General features: G+C 60.0%; 23 protein-coding genes and 3 tRNA genes. 9 read left to right on the top strand and 17 right to left on the bottom strand.

Features of this window, described 5'->3' with window-relative positions; translation table 11 throughout:
* Positions 1–49: 49 nt before the first annotated feature.
* From V0R37_RS00965 to V0R37_RS00955, 3 genes are read right to left on the bottom strand one after another with little or no spacing between them, the layout of a single operon-like run.
* Entirely contained in the window at positions 50–856 is an 807-nt protein-coding gene (locus V0R37_RS00965; RefSeq protein ID WP_420373118.1) for a DUF4198 domain-containing protein, read from the bottom strand.
* Between the two features lie 60 nt (positions 857–916).
* Positions 917–1,429, bottom strand: a complete 513-nt coding sequence (locus V0R37_RS00960; RefSeq protein WP_420373117.1) for a DUF2271 domain-containing protein — start codon at positions 1,427–1,429, stop codon at positions 917–919.
* A 20-nt stretch (positions 1,430–1,449) separates the two neighbouring features.
* A complete protein-coding gene (locus V0R37_RS00955; protein ID WP_420372699.1) occupies positions 1,450–2,082 on the bottom strand; it encodes a PepSY-associated TM helix domain-containing protein in 633 nt (210 codons plus the stop codon).
* A gap of 150 nt (positions 2,083–2,232) precedes the next feature.
* On the opposite strand from V0R37_RS00955, the gene V0R37_RS00950 reads away from it, so the two are divergent.
* A complete protein-coding gene (locus V0R37_RS00950; protein WP_420372698.1) occupies positions 2,233–2,913 on the top strand; it encodes a Fe2+-dependent dioxygenase in 681 nt (226 codons plus the stop codon).
* A 78-nt stretch (positions 2,914–2,991) separates the two neighbouring features.
* Here the strand turns inward: V0R37_RS00950 and V0R37_RS00945 are convergent, their stop codons facing one another.
* Together V0R37_RS00945 and V0R37_RS00940 are read right to left on the bottom strand one after the other, a co-directional pair.
* A complete protein-coding gene (locus V0R37_RS00945; RefSeq protein ID WP_420372697.1) occupies positions 2,992–5,232 on the bottom strand; it encodes a TonB-dependent receptor in 2,241 nt (746 codons plus the stop codon).
* A gap of 94 nt (positions 5,233–5,326) precedes the next feature.
* The gene (locus V0R37_RS00940) at positions 5,327–5,842 is read right to left on the bottom strand and encodes a SixA phosphatase family protein (RefSeq protein WP_420372696.1); all 516 of its coding nucleotides are present in this window, start codon (positions 5,840–5,842) and stop codon (positions 5,327–5,329) included.
* A 128-nt stretch (positions 5,843–5,970) separates the two neighbouring features.
* Between V0R37_RS00940 and V0R37_RS00935 the strand changes: the two genes are divergently transcribed.
* The gene (locus V0R37_RS00935) at positions 5,971–6,396 is read left to right on the top strand and encodes a GNAT family acetyltransferase (RefSeq protein WP_420372695.1); all 426 of its coding nucleotides are present in this window, start codon (positions 5,971–5,973) and stop codon (positions 6,394–6,396) included.
* A 430-nt stretch (positions 6,397–6,826) separates the two neighbouring features.
* On the top strand, positions 6,827–8,755 hold the full coding sequence (locus tag V0R37_RS00930; protein ID WP_420372694.1) for a serine hydrolase domain-containing protein: 1,929 nt from the start codon (positions 6,827–6,829) through the stop codon (positions 8,753–8,755).
* Positions 8,756–8,840: 85 nt separating this feature from the next.
* On the opposite strand, the gene V0R37_RS00925 is transcribed toward V0R37_RS00930, so the two are convergent.
* Together V0R37_RS00925 and V0R37_RS00920 are read right to left on the bottom strand one after the other, a co-directional pair.
* Positions 8,841–8,926, bottom strand: a tRNA-Leu gene (locus V0R37_RS00925).
* Between the two features lie 55 nt (positions 8,927–8,981).
* Positions 8,982–9,071 (bottom strand) — tRNA-Ser (locus V0R37_RS00920).
* Positions 9,072–9,255: 184 nt separating this feature from the next.
* Between V0R37_RS00920 and V0R37_RS00915 the strand changes: the two genes are divergently transcribed.
* The 4 genes from V0R37_RS00915 (at position 9,256) to V0R37_RS00900 (ending at position 11,785) form a co-directional block, all read left to right on the top strand.
* Positions 9,256–10,233: an NAD(P)H-quinone oxidoreductase gene (locus V0R37_RS00915; RefSeq protein ID WP_420372693.1), complete on the top strand. Its 978-nt coding sequence runs from the start codon at positions 9,256–9,258 to the stop codon at positions 10,231–10,233.
* Positions 10,234–10,365: 132 nt separating this feature from the next.
* Positions 10,366–11,124 (top strand): triose-phosphate isomerase, encoded by a 759-nt coding sequence (gene tpiA, locus V0R37_RS00910; protein ID WP_420372692.1) that lies wholly within the window; start codon positions 10,366–10,368, stop codon positions 11,122–11,124.
* 16 nt (positions 11,125–11,140) lie between these two features.
* Positions 11,141–11,617 carry a preprotein translocase subunit SecG gene (gene secG / locus V0R37_RS00905; protein WP_420372691.1) on the top strand — a complete coding sequence of 159 codons (477 nt, stop codon included), beginning with the start codon at positions 11,141–11,143 and terminating at the stop codon, positions 11,615–11,617.
* 83 nt (positions 11,618–11,700) lie between these two features.
* Positions 11,701–11,785 (top strand) — tRNA-Leu (locus V0R37_RS00900).
* Between the two features lie 85 nt (positions 11,786–11,870).
* On the opposite strand, the gene pqqE is transcribed toward V0R37_RS00900, so the two are convergent.
* The 10 genes from pqqE to kdgD form a co-directional block, all read right to left on the bottom strand.
* A complete protein-coding gene (pqqE, locus tag V0R37_RS00895) occupies positions 11,871–13,007 on the bottom strand; it encodes a pyrroloquinoline quinone biosynthesis protein PqqE (protein ID WP_420372690.1) in 1,137 nt (378 codons plus the stop codon).
* A gap of 14 nt (positions 13,008–13,021) precedes the next feature.
* Positions 13,022–13,285: a pyrroloquinoline quinone biosynthesis peptide chaperone PqqD gene (gene pqqD / locus V0R37_RS00890; RefSeq protein ID WP_420372689.1), complete on the bottom strand. Its 264-nt coding sequence runs from the start codon at positions 13,283–13,285 to the stop codon at positions 13,022–13,024.
* A 16-nt stretch (positions 13,286–13,301) separates the two neighbouring features.
* Positions 13,302–14,021: a pyrroloquinoline-quinone synthase PqqC gene (pqqC, locus tag V0R37_RS00885; protein WP_420372688.1), complete on the bottom strand. Its 720-nt coding sequence runs from the start codon at positions 14,019–14,021 to the stop codon at positions 13,302–13,304.
* Positions 14,018–14,944 carry a pyrroloquinoline quinone biosynthesis protein PqqB gene (gene pqqB / locus V0R37_RS00880; RefSeq protein ID WP_420372687.1) on the bottom strand — a complete coding sequence of 309 codons (927 nt, stop codon included), beginning with the start codon at positions 14,942–14,944 and terminating at the stop codon, positions 14,018–14,020. Before pqqB ends, pqqC begins: the two co-directional genes overlap by 4 nt.
* 57 nt (positions 14,945–15,001) lie before the next feature.
* Positions 15,002–15,076, bottom strand: coding sequence for a pyrroloquinoline quinone precursor peptide PqqA (gene pqqA / locus V0R37_RS00875; RefSeq protein WP_264132587.1), 75 nt, complete (start codon positions 15,074–15,076; stop codon positions 15,002–15,004).
* Between the two features lie 170 nt (positions 15,077–15,246).
* The gene (locus tag V0R37_RS00870; RefSeq protein WP_420372686.1) at positions 15,247–15,570 is read right to left on the bottom strand and encodes a hypothetical protein; all 324 of its coding nucleotides are present in this window, start codon (positions 15,568–15,570) and stop codon (positions 15,247–15,249) included.
* Between the two features lie 43 nt (positions 15,571–15,613).
* Positions 15,614–16,630: an SDR family oxidoreductase gene (locus V0R37_RS00865; protein WP_420372685.1), complete on the bottom strand. Its 1,017-nt coding sequence runs from the start codon at positions 16,628–16,630 to the stop codon at positions 15,614–15,616.
* An 84-nt stretch (positions 16,631–16,714) separates the two neighbouring features.
* Positions 16,715–19,219 (bottom strand): DNA ligase D, encoded by a 2,505-nt coding sequence (gene ligD, locus V0R37_RS00860; protein WP_420372684.1) that lies wholly within the window; start codon positions 19,217–19,219, stop codon positions 16,715–16,717.
* Between the two features lie 12 nt (positions 19,220–19,231).
* Positions 19,232–20,209 (bottom strand): non-homologous end joining protein Ku, encoded by a 978-nt coding sequence (gene ku, locus V0R37_RS00855; RefSeq protein ID WP_420372683.1) that lies wholly within the window; start codon positions 20,207–20,209, stop codon positions 19,232–19,234.
* Between the two features lie 136 nt (positions 20,210–20,345).
* Positions 20,346–21,257 carry a 5-dehydro-4-deoxyglucarate dehydratase gene (gene kdgD, locus V0R37_RS00850; protein WP_420372682.1) on the bottom strand — a complete coding sequence of 304 codons (912 nt, stop codon included), beginning with the start codon at positions 21,255–21,257 and terminating at the stop codon, positions 20,346–20,348.
* Between the two features lie 368 nt (positions 21,258–21,625).
* Here kdgD and V0R37_RS00845 point away from each other — a divergent pair, with 368 nt between their 5' ends.
* The gene (locus V0R37_RS00845) at positions 21,626–22,921 is read left to right on the top strand and encodes an imelysin family protein (protein ID WP_420372681.1); all 1,296 of its coding nucleotides are present in this window, start codon (positions 21,626–21,628) and stop codon (positions 22,919–22,921) included.
* A 56-nt stretch (positions 22,922–22,977) separates the two neighbouring features.
* Positions 22,978–24,459 carry a di-heme oxidoreductase family protein gene (locus V0R37_RS00840; RefSeq protein WP_420373116.1) on the top strand — a complete coding sequence of 494 codons (1,482 nt, stop codon included), beginning with the start codon at positions 22,978–22,980 and terminating at the stop codon, positions 24,457–24,459.

Genomic DNA, 24,459 nt, shown 5'->3' with positions numbered 1-24,459 from the left:
ACTGAAATACGTGCCGGCGTTGCCGGTTTTCGGATGTGCTCGTCCAGCCCTATTGAGGCAGGACTTCCAGGGTTGCCGAATAGGACATCAGGCGCTTGGTGGTCCCCGCAGGGGCTGTGCTGGTTGCCGGGGTGGACGTTTCCGCGGCCAGCCAGTAGCGGCCGGGGCGAGGCCAGGTGATTTCGATTTTTCCAGCGTCGTCGGCAGTCAGCTCGATGGCGTTCAGTTGGTCGCGATAGCGGCTGCCTTCAGGCACGACGTGCACTTTGATCTGTTTGGCCGGCTGTCCATCCATGGTCATGATGAATTGGGCGGCTTCGCCTGCGAACAGATCGTTGGGATGGGTGACGGGTTTCAGGCTGATGCCTTCCTTGACTTCCGCAATGGCACTGGGCTTGCCCTTGGTGACGAAGGTTTCTATCCGGCTGGAACGTTCTTGTACTTTAAGTTCGCTTGCATCCTGCGGCACTTGCTTGGCGAAGTCGCTTGAAGAGCCGAACCAGCGCTTGGGCTTGCCGTCTTGCCTCCATTGGGCCGAAAGGCCATTGCGCACCAAGGCGATGCGGTAAGAGCCGTCTTCAGTAAGCTGCAGATCGAAGCCGCTGCGCAGCTCACCGCTGAAGGCGTTCTCGGCCTTCAGGCTGGCGCCGCTTGGGCTGGTGATTTGCAGCCCGTTCAGATTCAGCGGGCGATGATTGAAATAGAACTTGTCGTTGCCCGCTGCGGCGTCTACCGTGACCCAGGCCTTTTCGCCCGACAGTGTAGTGGCGGAAGGCAGTATCCATGCGTCATGGGCGCTGGCGGTAGTGGCAAATAGCAGCGAGAAAGCCAGCAAAGGCAAGGCAAGTTTTTTCATCATCAGGTCTATGCTCCAAAGAAATGTTCGGGACTGTTCAGTATCGGGAAATGGATGGGGTCAAGGCTTCAGGCGCAGTTCGATTCTTCCCAGCTCATGCGCTCCGCTGGCTTCCTGCGTAGCGGCATGCGTGGGCGGCCATGCCAGCGGCAGGCGGACAAGTTCGCGTCCGCCTTTTTCACGAGCGGCCTCGACGACAAGCTGGTAATCGCCTGCAGGCAGCTTGGCCAGGCGTTCGTCCTGGCCGGCAAGCTTCAACGTCTGTACACCTACGGCGCGTGTTGCGCCGCTGACGCCATCGGCTGGCTGTTCCTGATTGCGGCCGCTTACACGCCACCATTGGCGCAGGTCCTTGAGCCATTTCCGGCCCTCGTTCTGGGGCTTGTCCTGTTCATACCAGACAGCGATGTCCCGGATGACTTTTCTTTGCCCGTCTTCCAGCCAGATCGCCACATAGGGACGATGGTATTCGGCCGTGTCCATGCGCGGAATGGTGACGGCCAGCGTTATGTCGGCGGCCTGGGCGCGAGTGCCCAGGCCGCTGATCAGAGCAAGTGCCAGCATGGGCTTCAGAAGATGTTTTGTGATGGTCATTAGTGGATGAACAGAAGGATTATTACGAAGGGCAGAACTGCGCCGAGGCTTAGCAGCGGCCAGGAGGCTGGGCGGTTGCCGGCATGAAGCTTGACCAGGAAGAGCCCGGTCAATGCGAAAATCAGGCATGCGCCGGCAAAGAAGTCGATGAACCAGCTCCAGGCCACGCCGGCATGGCGCCCCTTGTGCAAATCGTTGAAGTAGGCGATCCAGCCTCGGCTGCTGTGCTCGTATTCGATATCGCCGCTGGCGGTTTGTATGGAAAGCCATGAATCCGCGCCAGGCTCGGGCAGGGACAAATAGATTTCGTCGGCCGAGAACTCGGCGGGGCGTTCATTGATATGGATGCCCAGCTCGTGGTCCAGCCACGCTTCAATCGGCGCGGCCAGGGCATGTTTGTCCTGGCCGCCGCCCGCGGGGGGGCTAAGCAAGGCAAGCAAATCTTGCGGCAGTGTCAATGTTTTGTTGATGGTTTTTGGAGTGGCTTCGATCCAGGCGGCATTATTCAGGGTGATGCCGGTTGCGGAAAACAGCAGCAGACTTGCCAGACTTATCGCGGCGCTCATCCAATGCCATTGGTGCAGGGTTTTCAGCCAATAGGAACGGCGTTGAGAGGGGGGTGAAATAGCCATGGTTCCGACAAAAGGACATCTATCGCGAGTAATGCAAGAATTGTACATTAATGATGATAATTATTATCATTACGATTGTTGGTGCAAGCGGAGCGCTTTTGGCGCAATCGTGATTGCGCCTGGATCCATCATTTTTCAGCGACTATTTTCATGCTAATCGAGATACCCAACTTGTTTGACCCGCGGGAAGCCCAGGCGATACGGCAGCAACTGGAGCAGTCCAACTGGGTGGACGGCAAGGTGACGGCGGGTTATCAATCGGGGAAGGTCAAGAACAACAGGCAACTGCCTGAAGACCATCCTTTGGGGCGGGAGTTGGGAAATCGGATCATCGAGCGGCTTACTGCCAATAATGTCTTCATGTCGGCCGCCTTGCCGCGAAAGATATTTCCTCCTTTGTTCAATTTATATGAGGGCGGCGAATCGTTCGGGTTTCACATTGATAACGCCATACGCCCAATCAAGGGAACTCAGGAAAGAGTACGCACCGATCTGTCGATGACCCTGTTTTTTTCGGAGCCTGACACTTATACCGGAGGCGAACTGGTCGTCGAGGATACCTTCGGTAGCCATCAGGTCAAACTTCCGGCCGGCAGCGCCGTACTCTATCCCGGCACCAGCTTGCATAAAGTCAACCCGGTCACGGACGGCAGGCGCGTGTCGGCTTTTTTCTGGATACAGAGCCTGGTGCGCGAAGACAGCGAGCGGGCGCTGCTTCTGCAGATGGACGTGGCCATCCAGCGTGTGCTGAAAGACCATCCCCAGCACAAATCTGTCGACGAGCTTACCGGCATCTATCACAACTTGCTGCGCAAGTGGTCGGACGTTTAGCGTCGCGCGCCTGGCGCTCCAGGTCGGGCTTTCAGCCGCATGCGTCTTGCAAGGCATGCGGCTGATCGTTTATAGCCTTTAATAGCGCAGGTTGGCGCTAAGAATGACTTGCCGGCCGGGGCCGAAGTCGGCATGGTGCACGCCGTTCGTGCGTGAATAATATTTCTTGTCGGTCACATTGAGCGCATTCAACTGGAAGGCCAGGTTCTTGTTGACCTGATAGGCGGCCATTGCATCGAAGCGCCAGTAGGCCGGCATATAGACCGCGTTGGCCCCGCCGCCGGCGCCGCCTTGGTTGCCGCCAAACGTTTTGCCCACGTAATAAACGCCCGCGCCTACCGTCAGGGGCGGCAGCACCTTGTAGGTGGACCACAGGCTGAAACTATGCTTGGGCGTATTGGCCAAGGGGTCGCCTTCATTGACGCCGTCGTATGCGCCTTGCACCAGCTTGCTGGCCATATAGGTGTAGCCGCCGTATATATTCCAGCCGGGCAGCACCTCGCCCGATGCGCCTAGTTCCAGGCCTCGCACCCGGGTGTGTCCGGCTTGCGCGAACAAGTCCGGTTCGACCTCGATCTGCGCGTCTCGCCTGTCGTTCTGGAAGATCGCCGCCGTCAGGCTAAGGCGCTCGTCCAGCACATTCCACTTGGTGCCCAGTTCCAGCGTGGCGCTTTTTTCGGGCTTGAGATCGGCCATGCCCACGCTCAAGCCTTCCTGGTCTCCACCGCTGACGCTGGGCGGCGTGGACGCGGTCGCATACGACAGATACACGCTGCCGTTCTTGCTGGGCTTGTAGACCAAGCCCAACTGGTAGTTGAACATATTCCAACTGCCGCTTTCGGAAAGCATCCCGGTTGAGCCGCGCTGCGAGAAGTCGCCCGATATGCGGTAGTTGTCCAGGCGCACGCCGGCGTTGACCAGGAACCGCTCTGAAAGCTCGATCGTGTCGAACAGATAGGCCGCCCGGGTCGTGGAGGTCGAATCCAGGCTTAGCGGCTGACGTGTGATGGTGCCCGACCAGGGATCGCTGGGGTCGGGGCTTAGGTAAGGCGTGCAGTCCAGCTTCCCAGCGCCGAAGATGGCCGGGCATGCCGAGCCCCGATTGGTGCTTACGTCATAGCTGGCGTTCTTATTGGTTTCGCGCGAGAATTCCACGCCCAGATTGAAGCTGTGCTTGATGGCGCCGGTGTCAAGCTTCCCGTAAAGTTCGGTCACGTTGGTGATCATTGTGCTTTTCTGCCAGCGCGACTTGGTTCCGCGCTGCAGCCAGTACTGCTTGGTTCCCGCATCGAACTTGACGGTTCCATCGCCGGGATTCGTTACCACATAGTCGTTGAGTGTTTCGCCATAACGGGTGGCATTGCGCAAGGTAAGCCGGTCGGCCAGATCGTGTTCGATCTCTATTGTTCCTATATCGGCCCTGGTCTTCTGATAGTCGCGATCGTACAAGCCGTAGAAGGTATCGCGGCTGACGTCCACTATGCCGGTGCCGTTGGTATTCAGTTCGGGTGCCTTGCGCGTGGTCGGCACTCCATAGTCGGGCATGCCGTCAGTATCCAGATGGTAATAGCTGAACGTCAGCCGGGTAGGCGTCCCAAGGCCCAGCGACAGCGACGGGGCGATGCCGAATTTTTTGTAGTCGACTTGATTGCGGCCCGGCGTGTTGCCCCTCGCTTCCAGAACGTTCAAGCGGAAGGCCGAGTTGTCGTTGAATTGCCAGTTGCCGTCGGCCGTTCCTCTCAGGTAGCCATCGGTGCCGTAGCCCACGCTGCCTTCGGCAAAGTTGCCCAGCTTGGCGCGCTTGCTTGAAAGATTGATGCTGCCGCCGCCCGAGCCCCGTCCGCCGTATGCCGAATCGGCGCCCTTGATGACCTCGATGCTTTCCAGATTGAAGATTTCACGCGTCTGGCCGCCAGGGTCCCGCAAGCCGTCGACATAGACGTTATTGCCGGAGGCGCTGCCCCGGATGAAAGGACGGTCCGCCAGCGGCTGGCCGCCTTCGCCGGCGCCGAAGGTGATGCCTGGAACATTGCGCAGCACATCCTGCAAGGAAGTCGCCGCGCTGTCCTGGATGACAGCCTGGGGAATCACCTGCACGGTTTTTGGTGTGTCCACAAGGGGCGCGGTAAACTTGGCTTGAGCCGCTTCGGGCGCCTGGTAGCTGCTGTTTCCGGAGCCGGTGACTTTGACCGGCGATAGCATGGCCGCGGCTTCGGGGGTATTCTGGGCATATGCGGGCATGAAGGTGCCCGAGGACGCCAACGCGAGCGCCAGCGAGGATCCCAGCAAAGTGTGGGATGGTAGGTTCTTGATAACCACGGTGTTTCTTCCCTCTCTATGTAAATAATAATGATTATCATTATGATAATCGTAAAATATAGAGATTGGAAAGAAAAACTCGGAAGACGTGTCGTCAATGACTGATGGTGGCCAGCGATTCGAAGCGCTCAAGATAGCCGCTTTGCGCCTTTATGTGACTCCAGTCGTCCATGGCGAAATCGATAATCGCCAGGCCGGCTGTTGGAAATTCGCGTTGCAGCCGCGACAATGCCGCAGGACGGCCGGTGCCGGCCAGGCCTTTGGCAAGCTGTTCGAAGCCTGGATTGTGTCCGATAAGCAGCAAAGTACTCACGGCTGGCGGCGTTTCTCTGACCATTTCAACAAGGCTGTCCAGGGCGGCTTCATAAAGGCGTGGTTCATCGCGCTGGCTGATTTCATGTTGAGCGGCGGCAAGTACGAGCCTCCAGGTTTCCTGTGTGCGCCTTGCGGTTGAGATCAAGGCCAACTGGGGTGTCCATCCCTGCCTGGCCAGGTACTTTCCCATCTCGGCGCCTTGCTTGCGTCCATGAGGCGTAAGAGGCCGATCATGGTCATCGACACTTTCCGGCCTACCGGCCTCGGCATGACGCAGGAGCATGAGACGACGCATAGGGTGTTCCGAGAGAAATAAGGTATGAGTCAAGAAGGGCGATCCGTGTGCACGCTGGAGGCTGTCCCCTACGGTTGCCGAGTGGGTTTGGGCTATGATGACCTGACTATCTCGGTAGCTCCACAGCCATGAACATTCGATCATATCAAACTCAAGATGAATCCGACGTTATCGCACTTTGGGAGACATGCGGCCTGATCAGGCCATGGAATGACCCGCGCCGGGACATCGCTCGCAAGCTGACCGAGCAGCCCGAACTTTTTCTGGTCGGCACCGAAAGCGAAAAATTGATTGCCACCGCCATGGTCGGTTTCGATGGACACCGCGGATGGGTGTATTACCTGGCGGTCGATCCGGGGTTTCGCGGACGGTCTTATGGGAAGGCGCTGATGCGCGAGGCCGAGCGCCTGTTGATGGAGCGCGGCTGCCCCAAGGTGAATCTGCTGGTGCGCAATTCCAACAAGCAGGTCATCGAGTTTTATCGCAGCCTGGGCTATGTTCAGGACGAGGCGATCAGTCTTGGCCGCAGGTTGATTCCGGATCTGCCCGCGTAAATACTTGATGCACCCAGCCGGAATCGAACCGGCACGGCCAGTGGTCGAGAGATTTTGAGTCTGATATAAAAGTGTAGTTTTTATGCGGGTTTCGGGGCAAAACGTTCCGTATTTCATCTCGATTTCCTCGTAGGGAAAGAATGAAAAGCGGAACGTGTTTTACCTGACCGCTTCGATGATCGACGGCACGCCGATTCCCAAAGTTTACGCCGCGTGCGCGAGAGCAGGGCGGCGTATGCGCGGCCAGGCATCGGGAGACTGTCAGAACCTACGTGTCGTTGAGGTGATTCTCCGGCTGGAATGGTTCGAGGCGGCCCACTAGCTGAGTCGTGCGGCGCGAAACGTGCCGCAGTGACATAAGCACTGCTATTATGCGCCTACGTTGGGGAGATGCTAACCAGCCACGCCCCCCGCAACCGGAGAAGCGTCGATGCAAGCACTGTCCGTCCCCATCCCTACCTGCCCTGTGTCCTCCAGCCGGCGGCAATTCCTGGGTTACGGCGCTGCCGGCATGCTGGCAGCGGTCCTGCCTGGCGGCGACGCGGACGGCGGCGTGCGGCACGCCGCCTACTCGCAGACAATAGATTGGGGCCGCAACGAAATCGCGCGCGCCCTGGCCGGCGATCCCGACAACGTGGCCGCAGTCTCGATTGCCCTGCTCAAGAACGACACCGTGGTTTGGCAGCAGGCCTTCGGGCGCGCTTCGGTTCAGGACAACGTCGCTGCCACCATCCGGACGCGCTTCAACATCGGCTCGGTGAGTAAGGTGCTAGCGGCGTTGGCCGCCATGATCCTGCGGGACCGCGGACTGCTGGACCTGGATGTGCCGGTAGCGCGCTACCTGCCCGGCTTCACCATGCTGTCGCTCGAGTATGCGCGGATCACGACCAGGCATCTGCTTTCGCATTCCTCGGGCCTGCCCGGTACCAGCATGCGCAACGCCTTCACCTTCGAACCCATACCGGACTACGCGGTCAACGCCGAAGCGGCATTGGCCGACGAGCACCTGAAGCACCCACCCGGGATGCTGGCTGTCTATTGCAATGACGGCTTCACTATGATCGAACGGGTGGTGGCGACCCTGGCCAAGCAGGACTACGCCTCATTCATCCAGGCTAACGTGCTGGATCCCCTGGGCATGGCCGATTCTGGCTTTCTGACGAAGGAGCCAGCGGGCGGCTCGTTTGCGCTGCCTTATTCTGGCGGCCGGCAATACCCTCAGGAGTTCGTCAGTCCGTTGGCCACCGGAGGCCTGACCGCCACGCCGCGCGACATGATTAAACTGGCGCGTCTGTTCCTCGAGCAAGGCACCTACCAGTCGCGACGCATCGTGTCGGCCGACGGCATCGCGCAGATGGGCACCGACCAGACCACGAGCTTGATCATCAATCCTTCGCCGCAATGGGTGTGGGGGCTTGGCTGGGACAGCGTGCGGCATCCCGGCCTGGCAGCGGCCGGCGTTCAGGCCTGGCAGAAGAACGGCGGCACAGCGTTTTTTTCTAGCGACTTCTACGTACTGCCGGACCAGCGGCTGGCCCTGATGGTGACCGGCAACACGGGCGATTCGCAACGCTCCGACACCTACCGCGCCGGCGCGCTGGCCGAAGGCGTGCTGCTGCGCGCCCTGGTCGAGGAAGGCTCGATACGTACCCTGCCGCCGCTGGTCGCCCATACTGCGCCGCCTATGGCGGCATCACCCGACTTGGCTGACGCCGTGGGCGTTTATGCCAACTATAACCAGCCCATGCGCGTCACCGCCAACCAGGACGGCAGCTTCTCGCTCTCATCCTGGAACGGCTGCGCTTGGCGGCCGATGAACGGCGGCGCCAGTTACAGCTACCGCAGCGACGGCTGGTGGTGGAGCAACGATGCCCCCATCAGCTACCGCTTCGAGGTCGTGTCTGGCACCGACGCGAACGGACAACCCTACCGCTACCGCTACCTGATGCTGCGTGGCCCCCTGTTTGGTGCTGGCTACAACGAGACCGCCCTGCCTATGGGACAGCAACTGCTTTCGCTGGCCCCATTGAGCCCCGCCTGGCAGACACGGATGGGCAAGACCTGGACCGTCACCAACGAATCCCCGGCGACCGTTCCGTCCACCTTGAACGGCACACCCTACGCCACGCTGAGCAGCCTGCCCGAACTGCCCGGCTACATCCTGGTGCGTAACAGCAGCTACGACGACGGCTCGCCTGAGTACCAGCTGCTAGCCCCGCTGACCGACGACCGCGCCGGCATGACAGTCAAGATCCCCGCCAACGCCGGGCGCGACCTGTACGAACTGCACTTCACCATGGTCGGTGGCAAGCAGAGGCTGACCATAGGCAGCTGGGTCTACGAGGCGTCGGAGGGTTGAGGGCGGACAAATAGCCGGACGCGCCCCGCATGCGGAACGTCCCCGATTTTTGCTTTCGCATTGGGCTATAAGTCATTGATTTTATTGGTGCACCCAGCCGGAATCGAACCGGCACGACCAGTGGTCGAGAGATTTTAAGTCTCTTGCGTCTACCAATTCCGCCATGGGTGCGCGGGGCCGCGATATGCGTTCGGTGTGTGCCGATGCCCAGGTAGCTCTTGTAATCTGGCGGAAGCGGTGAGATTCGAACTCACGGATGGGTTGCCCCATCGCTGGTTTTCAAGACCAGTCCATTCAACCGCTCTGGCACGCTTCCGTTTCTGGGGCTTGCAAGGCCCGGATACCGAGAATCCGATTTTATCGTGGATTCGTCAGCCTTTCAGAAGGACGTGAGTTTAGCCCATGTGGGACGGCTTGTGGGCCGCATGGGCATGGCGATCTTAAAAAACCCGGATTAACAGGCGATAATGATTCTTTTGAATAGCTTGGAAGGAGCCGTTATGAAAGCCGTGGAGATATCGAAACCGGGAGGTCCGGAAGTGCTGGTGATGGTGGATCGTCCCATGCCGGAACCCAAGGCCGGGGAAGTGCTTATCAAGGTTTCCGCCGCCGGCATCAACCGGCCCGACGTCTTTCAGCGCAAGGGCAATTATCCGCCGCCTCCCGGCGCGTCCGATCTTCCCGGCCTGGAGGTCGTGGGCGAGATCGTGGCGGGCGATGCCGCCGCGGCGGGGCTGTCCGTGGGCGACAAGGTTTGCGCCTTGCTGGCCGGAGGCGGCTATGCCGAATATTGCACGGCGCCCGCCGCCCAGTGTTTGCCGATACCCAAGGGCCTGTCCGATGTGGAAGCGGCCGGCTTGCCCGAAACCTACTATACGGTATGGAGCAATGTGTTCGACCGCGGGCAGTTGTCGGCTGGCGAGTCCCTGCTGGTCCATGGCGGCGCCAGCGGGATAGGAACCACGGCGGTCCAGTTGGCCACCGCCATGGGGCACAAAGTCTATGCCACGGTGGGCAGCGACGAGCGCGCGCGCGCGGTGGAAGGCCTGGGGGCTGTCCTGGGCATCAACTACCGTACGCAGGATTACGTGGAAGAGGTCAAGAAGGCCACCGGCGGCAAGGGTGTCGACGTGGTGCTGGACATGGTGGCGGGCGAATACATCAATCGTAATATCAACTGCCTGGCCGACGACGGCCGTATCGTCATCATCGCGCTGCTGGGCGGCGCCAAGGCCGACATGGACTGCAGCCAGATCCTGCGCCGCCGATTGACGGTGACCGGTTCGACGCTGCGTCCGCGCCCCGTGGCATTCAAGGCGGAAATCGCCAGGTCGCTGAAGGAGCGTGTATGGCCACTGCTCGAGGCGGGCAAGATCCGTCCCATCGTGCATGCCACCTTTCCTCTGGAAAGGGCTTGCGATGCCCATGCCATGATGGATGCGGGCGAGCAGATCGGCAAGATCGTCCTGACGGTGTAGCGTTGGATCGGACAAGGGCGCTCCGTCCGGGGCATCCTTGTTCGCAGCGATGGATTATGCGGATCAGGCGGTAACACGCTACAATGCCGGGTTATCCAATTTTTTCAATTCAGGCCTTGGGCAGATAGCTAGATGGATACTCAAAGTCGCGAACATAGTCGCAAACGCCTTGTCATGGGCAACTGGAAAATGCATGGCAATCAGGCTGCCAATACCGTGCTGCTTGATGGCTTGTGCGCGGGCGTGACGGCCGTTCCGAACTGCGACGTGGCGGTTTGCGTTCCGTTTCCCTACTTGGGCCAGGCAAATGCCAGCCTGCAGGGCAGCGGCATTTCCTGGGGCGCGCAAGATGTCAGCAGGCATGAGCAAGGCGCCTATACCGGCGAAGTCGCTGCTGCGATGCTGGCCGATTTTGGGTGTGCATGGGTGCTGGCCGGGCATTCCGAGCGGCGGGCCATGCATGGCGAGACCGACCAGTTGGTGGCCGACAAGGCCGCCGCGGCCTTGAGTGCCGGATTGACGCCGGTGGTATGCGTGGGCGAAACGCTGGACGAGCAGGAAGCCGGCCGTACCAAAGATGTCATTTCCCGCCAGTTGGCGCCAGTGCTGGCCCTGGGCGCGTCGTCGCTTGCCCGCATCGTGCTTGCCTACGAACCGGTATGGGCGATTGGCACGGGCCTTACGGCTACGCCCGATCAGGCGCAGGAAGTGCATGCCTTCATTCGTGCGCGCCTGGCCGAGCTGGGTGTGCCCCAGGTCCGGATTCTGTATGGCGGCAGTGTGAAGGCCTCGAACGCCGCCAGTTTGTTTGCCATGCCCGATATCGACGGCGCCCTGGTTGGCGGCGCGTCGCTGGTGGCGGAAGAATTTTTACGTATAGCGGCCGCATAGGCCTCGGAGTTTTTTCATGCAATGGTTGTCACCTGTCCTCCTGGCAATTCAGGTTCTGTCCTCGTTGAGCATTATCGTCCTGGTCCTGCTGCAGCAAGGCAAGGGCGCAGACATGGGTTCGTCGTTCGGCGGCGGTTCCGCGGGTAGCCTTTTTGGCGCTACGGGCGCCGCCAATTTCCTGTCGCGCACCACCAAGTGGGCCGCCATCATCTTCTTCGTTTCGACCGCGGGTCTGGCCTATGTGGCCCATCACCCCAGCGGGAAATCGATTCTTGAAGGCGGTGTGATGCAGGGCTTCCAGGACAAGCCGGCTCCCGCCGCCGGCTCCGACGTGCCATCGGTGCCCGGCGCGCCAACCGGTTCGGCCGTTCCTTCCGCGCCCGCGCCTTCGGCGGCTCCGGCACAACCGGCTCCGGCGGCATCGTCCGATGTGCCGGCCGTTCCGGCCGCACCCGAAAAACCGGCTGAACCGGCTCCTGCCACCAGCAAATAAGGATAGCCCGCCATCCTTGCGGAGCGGGCCGTTGTGACCGGGAATTCGGCGAAATTTTCATGCTAGAATACCGGTCTTTGCAGGCCGACGTGGTGGAATTGGTAGACACGCTATCTTGAGGGGGTAGTGGCGAAAGCTGTACGAGTTCGAGTCTCGTCGTCGGCACCAAGATATTTTCGAAGCAGAAAAAATAGATTCCAAGCCCATGATTCTTAACGGAACATGGGCTTTTTGCTGTCTCGGCGATCTTGTCCTAATGTACTCGCTTCGAGTTCGCGTCGCTGCGGAATAGCAGTGGATGCTCGTAGGGTCGTACGGAATCATGGGCCGCCTGCGCTTGCAGGACAGCATCCCGGACCAGGCCGTGATGCGGCGATTTATCGCATACCGGGTCCGCATTGGCGGCATCGCCGGTCAAGGCGTAAGCCTGGCAGCGGCAGCCGCCGAAGTCTTTGGCTTTTTCGGGGCAATCGCGGCACGGCTCCTTCATCCAGGCATCGCCGCGGTATTGGTTGAATGCATCGCTGTCGTACCAGATATGTCGCAGGCTGTGGTCGAGCACATTGGGGAACTCGATGCCAGGCAGGGTCTTGGCGGCATGGCAGGGCAGGGCTGCGCCATCGGGCGATATTCCCAGAAAAACCGATCCCCAGCCATTCATGCATGCCTTGGGCCGGGTTTCGAAGTAATCGGGAACGACAAACAATATGCGCATGCTGTGACCGAATTCGCGCCGATAGGCGTTGACGGTGGCTTCGGCGCGAGTCAGCTGCTCGCGCGTGGGCATCAGGAGCGCGCGATTGGCCAGGCCCCAGCCGTAATACTGGGTATTGGCCAGCTCCAGGTACTCCACCTTCATGGCGGCGGCCATCTCGATGATGCGGCCGACATGGTCCAGGTTATAGCGGTGCAGCACCACATTCAGGACCATGGGGAAGTCGTATTGCTTGATCAGGCCGGCAACGCGCATCTTCAAGTCGAAGGTCTTGGTGCTGGACAGGAAATCGTTCATTTCCTTGGTCGAGTCCTGGAATGACAGTTGTATGTGATCCAGTCCGGCTTCTTTCATGCGGGCGATGCGCGGCTCGGTCAGTCCGACTCCTGAAGTGATAAGGTTGGTGTAGAAGCCCAGGCGGTGCCCTTCGGCAACCAGAACCTCCAGGTCTTCGCGCTGCAGCGGTTCGCCACCGGAAAATCCCAACTGGGCCGCGCCCAGCGCGCGGGCCTGCCGCAGGACGTCCAGCCATTGATCCGTGGTCAGTTCGCTTTGATTCTGCGCATAATTGGTGGGGTTGTAGCAGAAGGCGCAATGCAGGGGACATTTATAGGTCAGCTCAGCCAGCAGCCATAGCGGGGGCGAAATATTGGGCGGCGCGGAAAGGGCGTTCATGGCCATTGGACCGTTCAGCGTATCCAGCCCCGCGCCAAAGCGGCGAGCAGGAATTCCTCCACGTCGGGGCGCAGCCCGCTTGCCGAGAAGGCGCTTTCAAGATCGGCGACGATGGCGGCGACATCGCGCACCCCGTCGCAGCGCTTCAGGATTTCAGCCGCGCTGGTATTCAATTGCACCATGCCTTCGGGATAGAGCAGGACATAGCTGTCTTGCGCTACCTCCCATTGAAGCCGAAACAGCTTCGACAGTTGCGGGTTGTCTGGCAATTCCTTCATAGGGGCTCCGGCATGGCTAGGGATGGGCCTTTTCAATGGCATCCAGCATGGCCCACAGAATATCGAGCTTGAACTGCAGGATTTCCAGCGCACGCATCTGCTGCTGGCGAGTGGTGAAGTAATCCAGGGTTACATGCAAGCCGTGCTCCACATCGCGCTCGGCCAGGGATATCCGGCTGCGGAAATAATGCAGGCCTTCCGGCTGTATCCACGGGTAATGCTGCGGCCAGTTGGCCAGGCGATCCTTATGGATCTGCGGGGCGAACATCTCGGTCAGCGACGAGCAGACCGCTTCCTGCCACGGCGCCTGGCGCGCGAAGTTGACGTAGGCATCGACAGCGAAACGCACGCCCGGCACCAGAAGTTTCAGGGACAGCAGATCGTCGCGGGGTATGCCTGTGGCTTCGCCCAGCCGGATCCAGGCTTCTATTCCGCCTTCGTGGCCGTCGTACCCGTCGTGATCCAGAATGCGCAGCACCCATTTTCGGCGTGTCCCGCGGTCCGGACAGTTGGCAATGATGGCGGCGTCTTTTTGCGGTATCCGTATCTGATAATAAAAACGGTTGGCCACCCAGGCGCGTATCTGGTCAGGGCGCAACTGGCCTTCGTTCATTCTTACGTTGAAGGGATGATGGATATGGTAGCCAGCCCCTTTCGCGCGTAATTGCGCTTCGAATTCCTGGCGATTCCAGGCAGCGTCCAGGGGCGCTTGCAAGGGTTCAACGGGTTTGTTCACAGGCTTATCTCCATTCCGTCGAAGGCCAGTTCGATGCCGTGGCTTTCCAGTATCGCGGCTTCTTCCGATTTTTCATTGAGTATGGGGTTGCTGTTGTTGATGTGGATGAGGATCTTGCGTCGGGAACCCAAGGCATCCAGCGCGGCTATCATTCCATCGGGGCCCGATTGGGGCAGATGGCCCATCTGGGATGCCGTCTTCCCGGACAGTCCCAACCGTATCATTTCGTCGTCCGCCCAGAGGGTGCCGTCGACCATGACGCAATCGGCCATGCGCATGGCTTGATCGATGTGTGGTTCGATTTCCGCCAGGCCGGGCGCATAGAAGATTTTTTTTCCTGTGCTTCGGTCTTCGATCAACAACCCGATGTTGTCATCGGCCTGCGGCTGGTCGCGATGCGGAGAGTAGGGCGGCGCCTTGCTTTTCAGGCTAAGGGGCGTAAAGCCGATGTTGTCGAACCCGGGAATCCGCACACAAGGCGCATGCGCGTTGCCATGGGCAGGCAGGGGATGCCACAGCAGGCCGCAATAATGAGACAGGACTTTGGCCAGGGGCAGGCTGTGCGACAGATCGTTCCATACCGAGGCTGTGCAGTACAGGGGCAGGGGCTGGCCTTCGCGCAGCATCAGCAGGCCGGTGACATGATCGATTTGCGCATCCATGAGCATGACGGCGCGTATGCCCGTGTCGCGGACACTGCGCCCAGGCTGCAGCGCGGGGTTGGCGCGCAATTGGTACAGGATGTCGGGCGAGGCATTGATAAGCACCCAGTCAATGCCGTCGCTTGAAACGGCGATGGACGATTGGGTACGCGCCCGAGCCTGGATGCCGCCTTCGCGGATTCCGGCGCAGTTCGGGCAGTTGCAGTTCCATTGCGGAAATCCGCCGCCCGCCGCCGACCCGAGTACCAGGATCTTCATCATGAATTACGCGGCGGTAGCTTGCACTAGCGCCGCGTAGTTTGCGGTATGCGGATCACGTTAGCGGTTGGCAATGTACATGGTGATTTCAAAGCCGAAGCGCAGATCGCGAAACGCCGGTTTGGTCCATTTCATAGTATCTCCTGTATAAAAGTTAAATAATATGAACGCGACACCAACTGCGCGAGTTCATTGCACGCGATGCCATAAATCCGCAGTCGATTCATAGTAGCACCAGGCCATCGCAAGTCAAGGATATCCGGCCAAGAATCAATGGCTTGCGCCTGGCGTTGCGTAAGTTTTGTTTAGCAAGTGTTTCCGTCCTTCAGCCTTCCAGCGGATAAGGCCTGGCCCGACAATACGGCGGATCGCCGCGCTCCCGCGTTCAGCCGGCAATCTCCCATATTCTCTTCGGCGGGCAAGCCGTCGATGCCGGGCGTCTGCTGCGGGTCTACCCCGGGCATGGGATTGGGAATGCTGTCCGGCGGATACGGAGCCGGCCGCGCCGGATCGGCGGGCGGTGTTGCGGGCCGGCGCTCCTGCCCCGGATCCCGGTCCGGATCCGTATGGCCGGCCGGCTGTTTCGGCACTGTCGCGCTTCGTTCGGGCGAGACATGATCTTTGTGCATCTTTGTTCTCCTGGGGTGGGGCGTCCACTGAGGGCAGCGCGTCCTAGGGCCGCCGGCCGGACCGGGGCAAACAGCGCAGGGCCGCACATGCGGCAGCCACGCCAGCTCCCATCCAGAACAGGCCGCGCCAGCGCGTATTCAGTTCCGTGTACAAGCTGGACTGGTGCACATGGCGGTGTGCGGACGTGTGCGAATCCGCCATGTCGCCGGCATCCCACAGCGCATCATGGCGCGGCATGGCTGGCCTGGAACTTCGTTGGGCCTTTATCATGGAGCGCCCGAACAGCTTGTCGGCAAGGGACGGCATGCTATTGCCGAACACCGATACGGCTTTCGAGGCGCTGCCCACGAAGACATCCCGGATGGGATGTTCCGCCGCGTACAGGATGGCGTCCGCAACCGCTTTTGGGCTATAGAGCGGGGGTGGCAATCGCGGTTCCACATCCATGTAATTCTTGGCGTGCTCGACGTAGCCGCTATCGACGGAGGCCGGCTTGATCAGGGTTATGGAAACCGGAGCGTTCTCGGCTTCCAGCTCCATGCGCAAGGCGTCGGTATAGCCTTTCACCGCGTGCTTGGACGCCGAATAAGCGCCTTGCAACGGGATGGCGCGATCCGAGACTTCACTTCCCACATTGATGATGGCGCCTCCTGTTAGACGGAGCTGGCTTGCCGCCGTCAGTGAGCCGTAGACCACGCCCCAGAAATTCGTCTCGAACAACTGGCGCTGATCTTCGATTGCGACTTCTTCGAGCTTGCCGAAGATGGACACGCCGGCGTTATTGATCCAGGTCTCTATTCCGCCGAAAGTCGTCATGGCGGCATCAAGAATTTTCCGATGATTCTCGTACACACCCACATCGGCCGGCACCGCGATGGCTTCCGCGCCTCGTTCCTTCAGTTCTTCTATCAGTGTGTCCAGGGCCTGGCGATTCCGGCTTACCAGCACCAGGCGCGCGCCACGGCGCGCCGCTTCGCGGGCCGTGGCCTGCCCAATTCCGCTGCTGGCGCCGGTTATGACTATGACTTGTTCCTTTAGGGGTTTTAGCGATATCTTCACGTAATCTCTCCTTGGGGCGGCGCGGCACGATAAATGAATGGAATTCGTTGCCGATTCTTCCGGCAAGTTTCGGGCCTGGCTGAATTATTCTTCCGGCTTGAATTTCAGGATTTTCATGGCGGGACCCAGCGATCTGGAGGACTTGGCGTAAGCGGCCCATGGTGCATTTCCGGTATCCAGGCGTTCATGGATGTTCTGTACGGCCCATTGGGCGGACCCCTTCAGCTTTTCCACTTCTTCCCATCCGACGGGAACGGATACGCCCATGCCGGGACGAGCCCGTGCGGACCAGGCGCATACGGTGGTGGCGCCGAAGCCATTGCGCAGATAATCAATGAAGATTTTGCCCACCCGATTGCGTGGACCGCTTTTGGCTGCGAAGCGCCGCGGCAGGGTTGCGGCCATGTGCAGCACGACGGCGTGCGAAAAATCCTTGACCGTGTCCCAGCCGTGGCGCCGTTGTATGGGGACCACCACATGCAGGCCCTTGCCGCCGCTGGTTTTTACAAAGGGATGCAGCTCCAGTTCCTGCAGGAAGGCCCTTAGAAGCAGCGCCGCTTCCTGCATGGCGGGCCACTCCACGCCTTTGCCCGGGTCCAGATCGAAGGTCATGCGGTCCGGGCGGTCTATCAAGGTTTTGGTGGCGTTCCAGGTATGGAGTTCAATGACATTCATCTGGGCGGCGGACAATAGCCCTTGCGGCGATGCGATTTCCATAAGCGGGTCGTGGCCGGGATCGAGTTTTTTGGACAATTGCCTGATGCCGGCCATGCTCGCGGTTTCCAGATGCTTCTGAAAGAACAATTGTCCTTGCACGCCTTCAGGCGCGCGCACCAGCGACACGGGCCGGCCTTTGAGGTGTTCCATCATCAAGGGTCCCACCAGGTTGTAGTAGCGGACAAGATCAATTTTCCGGATGCCGGAGGACGATTCAATAATCCGCTCGGGATGGGTAACCTTCAGATTTCCCAGGCCGCCCGCGCTTTTTGGGGCGGCAGCCGCATCAGGCCTGCGGGACTGGCGAATGGCTTCAGAGGGCATGGTGGTCTCCCGGACGATTGCGCTGGCGGGCTTGTCGCTACGCAAGCCGCGAAAAACGGAATGGCGGATGCGGCCTGTCCTGGTCCATTGCCCGAACGATACTTCGGCGACCAGTTCCGGGCGGACCCAATGGGCATTCCGGTCTATGCCGGTGGTTGTGGAGAAGGGATTCCTGCTTGTGTGGAGCTTCTCCAGTTTCTGTTTGACGGCATCCAGCATTTTGCCGTTGAAGCCGCTGCCGACATTGCCTGCATACAGCAGGGCGCCGTCGGCATCATGGACGCCCAGAAGCAAAGATCCTATGCCCGAACGGGAACCCTTGGGATCGGTGTAGCCGCCAATGATGAACTCCTGGCGCTGGCCGCATTTAAGCTTGATCCAGTCGGTCGATCGCCTGGACGTGTAAGGCGAGGTTTTGCGCTTGCCTATGATGCCTTCCAGTCCCATCTTGCATGCCGATGCAACCATATCTTGCGCGTTCTCGTCGAAGCTTGCGCTGTAGCGGACGGCATCGTGCCCGGAGTCCCTGCCGGTTCCGCTCAACAGGGTTTCCAGGCGCTTGCGCCTTTCCAGCAGAGGAAGCTGACGCAGGTCCAGGCCGTCGCAAAATGGAAGATCGAACAAGTAGTACACGATTTTCTCGGTCCGGGCTGTGTCGAATGCGCCTTGCAGGGCCTGGAAGTCGGGCAGTCCGGCCTCATCGAGCACGACAATTTCCCCGTCATACCATCCATCAGGCAGCTTCATGGATCCCAACCGGCGCGCCAAGCCGGCCAGCTTGCCGGTCCAGTCGTTGCCATTGCGCGTAAACAGGCGAATCTTGCCGTCCTGTATTCTGGCAAGCAGCCGGTAGCCGTCGAACTTGATCTCATATATCCATTGGTCGGCATCGGGCGGAGCCGAGTCGACCAGCGTTGCCAACTCGGGCGTGAGGGCGGTCGGCAGCGTTGATTTTTTTCCAGCCCGGGAGGGGGCTGCCGGTGCGGCCGGATCGCCGGGCAGGCGGGAAACGCTGTCGGGCATTTCGTCCACTACGCTGAATTCGGTGGAAGGGCGCACGAACTCGTCCCTCTCTTTTATCAGCAGCCATGGGTCCTGTTTTTCCGACTTGCCTTTCATGCGCAGCAGCACCCATCGGCCTCTCAGTTTGTGGCCGTGCAGTTCGAATTCCAGTTTGCCCTGGCGATAGCCCTTGCGGGCGTCCCCCAGGGGATTCCAACTGCCCTTGTCCCAGACGATGACTTTGCCGGCGCCATACTGCCCGGCTGGAATCTCGCCTTCGAAGTCCTTGTACGAAATAGGGTGGTCTTCCACATGCATGGCCATGCGCTTGTCCGCGGGATCGAAGCTGGGCCCCTTGGGCACCGCCCAACTTTTCATGGAGCCGTCCAATTCCAGGCGGAAATCGTAGTGCAGGCGCGATGCCCAATGCTTCTGAATCACGAAGGAGGGAGCCGTGGCGTTGGCGGCCCCGCCTTCCCGCGGCTCGGCGCTGCGTGTGAAATCGCGTTTGGCCTTGTACCGGGCTAAAGGATCGGATTTAGCCATATATGCATCGGCCTAGGCTGCCTTGCGCCCGGACTTGGCCGTATTTTTTCGGTTGCCGTTCTTTGCGGCCGGTGTTTTCTTGGCGGTGCTCGTTTTGGAGGCGGTTTTCTTCGCGGCGGCAGTCTTCTTGGCGGGCGATTTTCTTGCGGGTGTTTTTCGTTCCGTCCGTGGGGCGTCGCCGGGCGTGTCCTTATTCAGGCTGCGCCGCAGCATTTCGGTCAAGTCCAGTATCTTGGCGCCGCCGCCTTGCTCCTCGGTTTCGGGCTCCATGACGGATTCGATTTCGCCGGCATCCGCCTTCTCTTTCACCAGGCGCAGAATCTGCTCTTTGAACGAATCGGTGAAGTCCTGGGGACGCCATTTCGCGCTCATGTCCTGTACAAGCTGCTCGCCCATGGCCATCTCCTTATCGGTCAGGCCGGTCGATTTAGTGCCTTGCGCCGGCAGATTCAAGTCGTCCCAGGAACGGATTTCGTCGCCCCAGCGCAGCAGGTTGAGAATCAGCGCGGGGCCGCAGGGCATGAGTATGGCCAGATGCTGCTTGGTCTGGATGACCACTTTGGCGATTCCCGCCTTTTTGGTCTTCAGCAGCACTTCGCGCAGCAGGGCGTAAACTTTGGCGCCTTTGTTGATGGGCGATATATAGTAGGGCCGCTCCAGATAAACGAAGGGGATTTCGCTGATGGAGACGAAGGCTTCTATTTCAACCGTCTGCGTCGTCTTGGGATAGGCGGCCGAGATTTCCTCTTGCGACAGGATGACATAGCGGCCATCTTCATACTCGATGCCCTTGACGATGTTTTCCTTGTCGATTTCCTTGCCGGTGGCCTTGTTGATCCGCTTGTAGCCGACCGGATCCATGCTGCGTTTGTCCAGCCAATCGAAATCCAGACCTTGGTCCTGGGTGGCCGAATGCAGGGCGATCGGTATATGCACCAGTCCGAAGGAAATGGCGCCTTTCCACAGCGCCCGCTTGCTTGATGTAGCCATGCCTTTCTCCACGTTCGGAAGAATGCCAGCAAGCGGCATGCCCGAGACGCGTGGGCTTGCGGCGCAAAAGATGCGCCGCGTCCCTGGCACGCAAGCCGGCCTGCGCCGGCCGTTTTGCTGATGGTCTGGCGCAGTTCTATTGCGGACCCAGTTTTTCGATCAATCCGCGCAGCGCTTCGATCTCTGCGTGTTTCAGCTCTGAAAGAGGCGCGCGGACCGGGCCGGCGCTATGTCCCACCAGGGTGGCGCCCGCCTTGACGATGCTGACCGCATATCCTGGTTCGCGATTGCGGATTTCCAGGTAAGGCATGAAGAACTCCTTCAGTATGCGATGCTGAAGGGCAGTGTCGTCCTTGGCCACCGCTTCATAAAAGGTCATGGCTGTCTTCGGAATGAAGTTGAATACGGCCGATGAATACACCGGCGTGCCCAGCGCCTTGTAGGCGGCGGCATAGACTTCGGCTGTCGGCAACCCGCCCAGGTAAGAAAAGCGATCGCCCATGCGCAGGTGGATGGCGGACATCAATTCGATATCGCCCACGCCGTCCTTGAAACCGATCAGGTTGGGGCAGCGCTCGGCCAGCTTTTCCAGGGTATCGGGCGTCAGGCGGCTATTGGCGCGGTTGTAGACGATTACGCCGAACTTCACGCTCTTGCACACTTGTTCGACATGAGCCGCCAGTCCGTCCTGTCCGGCCTCGGTCAGATAGTGCGGCAGGAGCAGCACGCCGTCGGCTCCGGCTTTTTCCGCTGCCTGGGCGCATTCAATGGCGAATCGCGTCGGACCGCCAGCGCCCGCGATGATGGGCACCTTTCCCTTGCAGGAATCGACGGCCGCCTTGATGATCTGCGGATACTCGTGTCCAGTCAGCGAAAAAAACTCGCCGGTTCCGCCGGCCGCGAACAGGGCGGTGGGGCCATAGGGCGTCAGCCATTCCAGCCGCTTGCGATAGCCGGCCTCATGAAAATCGCCGTTCAGGTCGAAATCGGTAAGAGGAAAGGATAACAGGCCCGAGCCCATGACGGCTTTGAGTTCTTGAGGATCCATCTGATGTTCTCCATGTGCGCTGATGCGCGTACGTAACTATGGGGGTTGAGGAAGGCTGAATAGATGTAAAGCATTGCGGTATTAGGTCCGATGCTTTCCAGCTTGTCAGTTATCATACAAGCTATCGGAAATAATTTCTCGCTTCTGATGCTGCGATCAAGGTATTCAAAGGCGATTTTCAAAAAATCCATGCCGCTTGTGCGTTTCGACCCTTCACAGGATCCTGCCGCTCTTTGGTCCAGGGATTTATCAGGAAAGAGAGGTCTGGCGGATTTTTGATTGGTAATGAAAATCGTTTACACTTACATTTCTCTGAAAATAAAATCGCGGGGTCTTGGGGGCGTCGCGGCCAAGGGAGTAATGAAATTATGCGCAAGTTGTTTTTTGGGGTGATCGTGGCGGCATCGATGATCACGGGCGCCCATGCGGCGGTGGAGCCCAAGGCAGTCGTCAAGACGTATGCCGATGTGGCGCAGGCTGGTTATGAGGATGCCTTGTCCACAGCCAGGAATATGCAGAAATCGATCAACGCCTTGTTGGCCCAGCCCTCCGCCCAGACCTTGGCTGCGGCGCGCGAGGCCTGGCTGAAGGCGCGGGTGCCTTATCAGCAGACCGAGGCTTTCCGCTTCGGCAATCCCATCGTCGACGACTGGGAGGGCAGGGTGAATGCCTGGCCGCTGGATGAAGGCATGATCGATTATGTCGATGCATCTTATGGCACCGATTCGGATGCCAACGCCTACTATGTCGTGAACGTCATTGCCAATAAAAAGCTAAGCGTCGGAGGCAAGGCCGTGGATGCGTCCACGATAACGCCGGAGCTCTTGCGCGACGTGTTGCACGAAGCCGACGGCAATGAAGCCAACGTTTCGACCGGCTACCACGCCATCGAGTTCCTGCTATGGGGCCAGGACCTCAACGGTACGGGGCCCGCGCCGGAGGGCCGGACCGGCACGCCCATGGAGCGCCATGCCGGCAATCGCCCGCACACCGATTTCGATCCGGCCAATTGCACCGGCGGCCATTGCGAGCGTCGCGGCCAGTACCTACAGGTCGTCACCGACCTGCTGGTGTCCGATCTGGAAGAGATGGTCGGGCACTGGCAGGCCGACGGCAAGGCGCGGCAGGCCGTGCAGGACGATCCGAAGGCGGGGCTGGTAGCCATGCTGACGGGTCTGGGCAGCCTTTCCTATGGCGAGCTGGCTGGCGAACGAATCAAGCTGGGCCTGATGCTGCACGATCCGGAAGAAGAGCATGATTGCTTTTCCGACAACACGCACAACTCCCATTTCTATAATCAAGTCGGCATGATGAACGTGTATCTGGGCCGGTACGAACGTGTGGGCGGTTCGACCATCAAGGGCGCCAGCCTGTCCGACCTGGTCAAGGAGCGCGACGCGGGACTGGACGCCGAAATGCGTGCCAAGCTGGACGCCACCTTCAAGGCCCTGCAGGCCATGAAAGACCGTGCCGAAAAAGTGGAAACCTACGATCAGATGATTGCGCAGGGCAATACGGCGGGCAACGCCGTGGTGCAGGCCGTCATTGACGGCCTGGTGGCACAGACCCGCAGCATAGAGCGCGTGATCGCAGCCCTGGAGTTGGGCGGCATTGAGCTGGAAGGGTCCGACAGCCTGGATAATCCCAACGCCGTATTCAAATAAGCCGGTGTGCAACCCAAAGTTCTTCTAGCGTGAAATACATAGCTGTATCAATACTTATGGCGGGCGTGCTGGCCATGCCCGCCAGCGCTTCCCCGCCGCGTTCCGACCTGAGCTCGAAAGATCGCAAGCGGGTCCAGGCCATTACCCAGGCGACAACGGATTTCAGCAAGCCCGAGCAGTTCGAAGTCATGCAGGGAGGGGCGGGGACGGTGCAGAAGCTGATCAATCCCGATATTTTTTCGCACCCCGCCGCCAATCTGGATTTTGAAGGGCGCCAGGAATTCATGGTGGGCAACGGCCTGTTCCGCAAGGACTGGGTCTCTTCTCCATCCTCCACCCAGGCATCCGACGGCCTGGGGCCGCTATTCAATGCGCGATCCTGCCAGGGTTGCCATGTGAAGGATGGGCGCGGCACGGTCCCGGGTTTCGACCCGCTGGAGCGCAGCGATGCCGTGGCCCTGCTTGTGCGCCTTTCGCTGCCGGAAAGCGCCGAAGATGCGCGCAGGCGTCTGGATCAGGGCGAGGTCGCCTCATTGCCTGACCCTGTTTACGGACATCAATTGCAGCCCTTCGCGGTGCCGGGCCTGCGGGCCGAAGGACAGATAAAAATCGATTACGCTCAGATTCCGGTTGCGCTGAACGGCGGGGAGACAGCCACTTTGATGGATCCCGTCTACAGCGTCGAGAACCTGGGCTATGGACCCTTGCATCCCGATGTGCGGCTTTCTCCGCGGCTGGCTCCCCCCATGCTGGGCTTGGGCCTGCTTGAGGCCATTCATCAGGACGATATTCTGGCCCATGCCGAACGCGATCATGGCGATGGAATCTCGGGCCGGCCCAACTGGATACGGGACGCCCGCAGCGGCGAGCTCGTATTGGGCCGCTTCAATTGGAAGGCCGGCCAACCCACGGTCGAGCATCAATCCGCCAATGCTTTTTCCGGCGATATGGGCTTGTCCACGCCCATGTTTCCCAGCCACTACGGCGACTGCACGCCGTCCCAGAAGGATTGCCACGCTATGCCGCATGGGGCGCAGCCGCATCTGGGCGAGCATGAAGTCCCTGCGCGCCTGATGGATTTCGTCACCGTCTACTCGCAGAACCTGGCGCTGCCGCAGCGGCGCGATGTCGGCGATGAGCGTGTGCTCGCGGGCAAGAAGCTGTTTTATGAATCCAATTGCATAGCTTGTCATGTACCCAAGTATGTGACTCGGCGCGATGCCGAGCGGCCTGAGCATCGTTTCCAGTTGATCTGGCCTTATACGGACCTGCTGCTGCACGATATGGGGCCCGGTCTGGCCGATGGGCAAGACGAAGGCGGCGCCGGCGGCCGTGAGTGGCGCACGCCGCCCTTGTGGGGCATAGGGCTGACCAAGACAGTGAACCCCAACGCCACCTGGCTGCATGACGGCCGGGCCCGGACCCTGTTGGAAGCCATACTGTGGCACGGCGGAGAAGCGCAGGCGGCCCGTGACCGGGTGGTGGCCATGACGCCGGAGCAGCGTGCCGACTTGATGCGCTTTCTGGAATCTCTATAA

The sequence above is a fragment of the Pollutimonas rozaliensis genome, from assembly GCF_048751585.1.
In the GTDB taxonomy this organism is placed as follows: Bacteria; Pseudomonadota; Gammaproteobacteria; order Burkholderiales; family Burkholderiaceae_B.
Note: the sequence above shows the minus strand (reverse complement) of the source record. Positions and strands in the feature narration are given on the sequence as shown.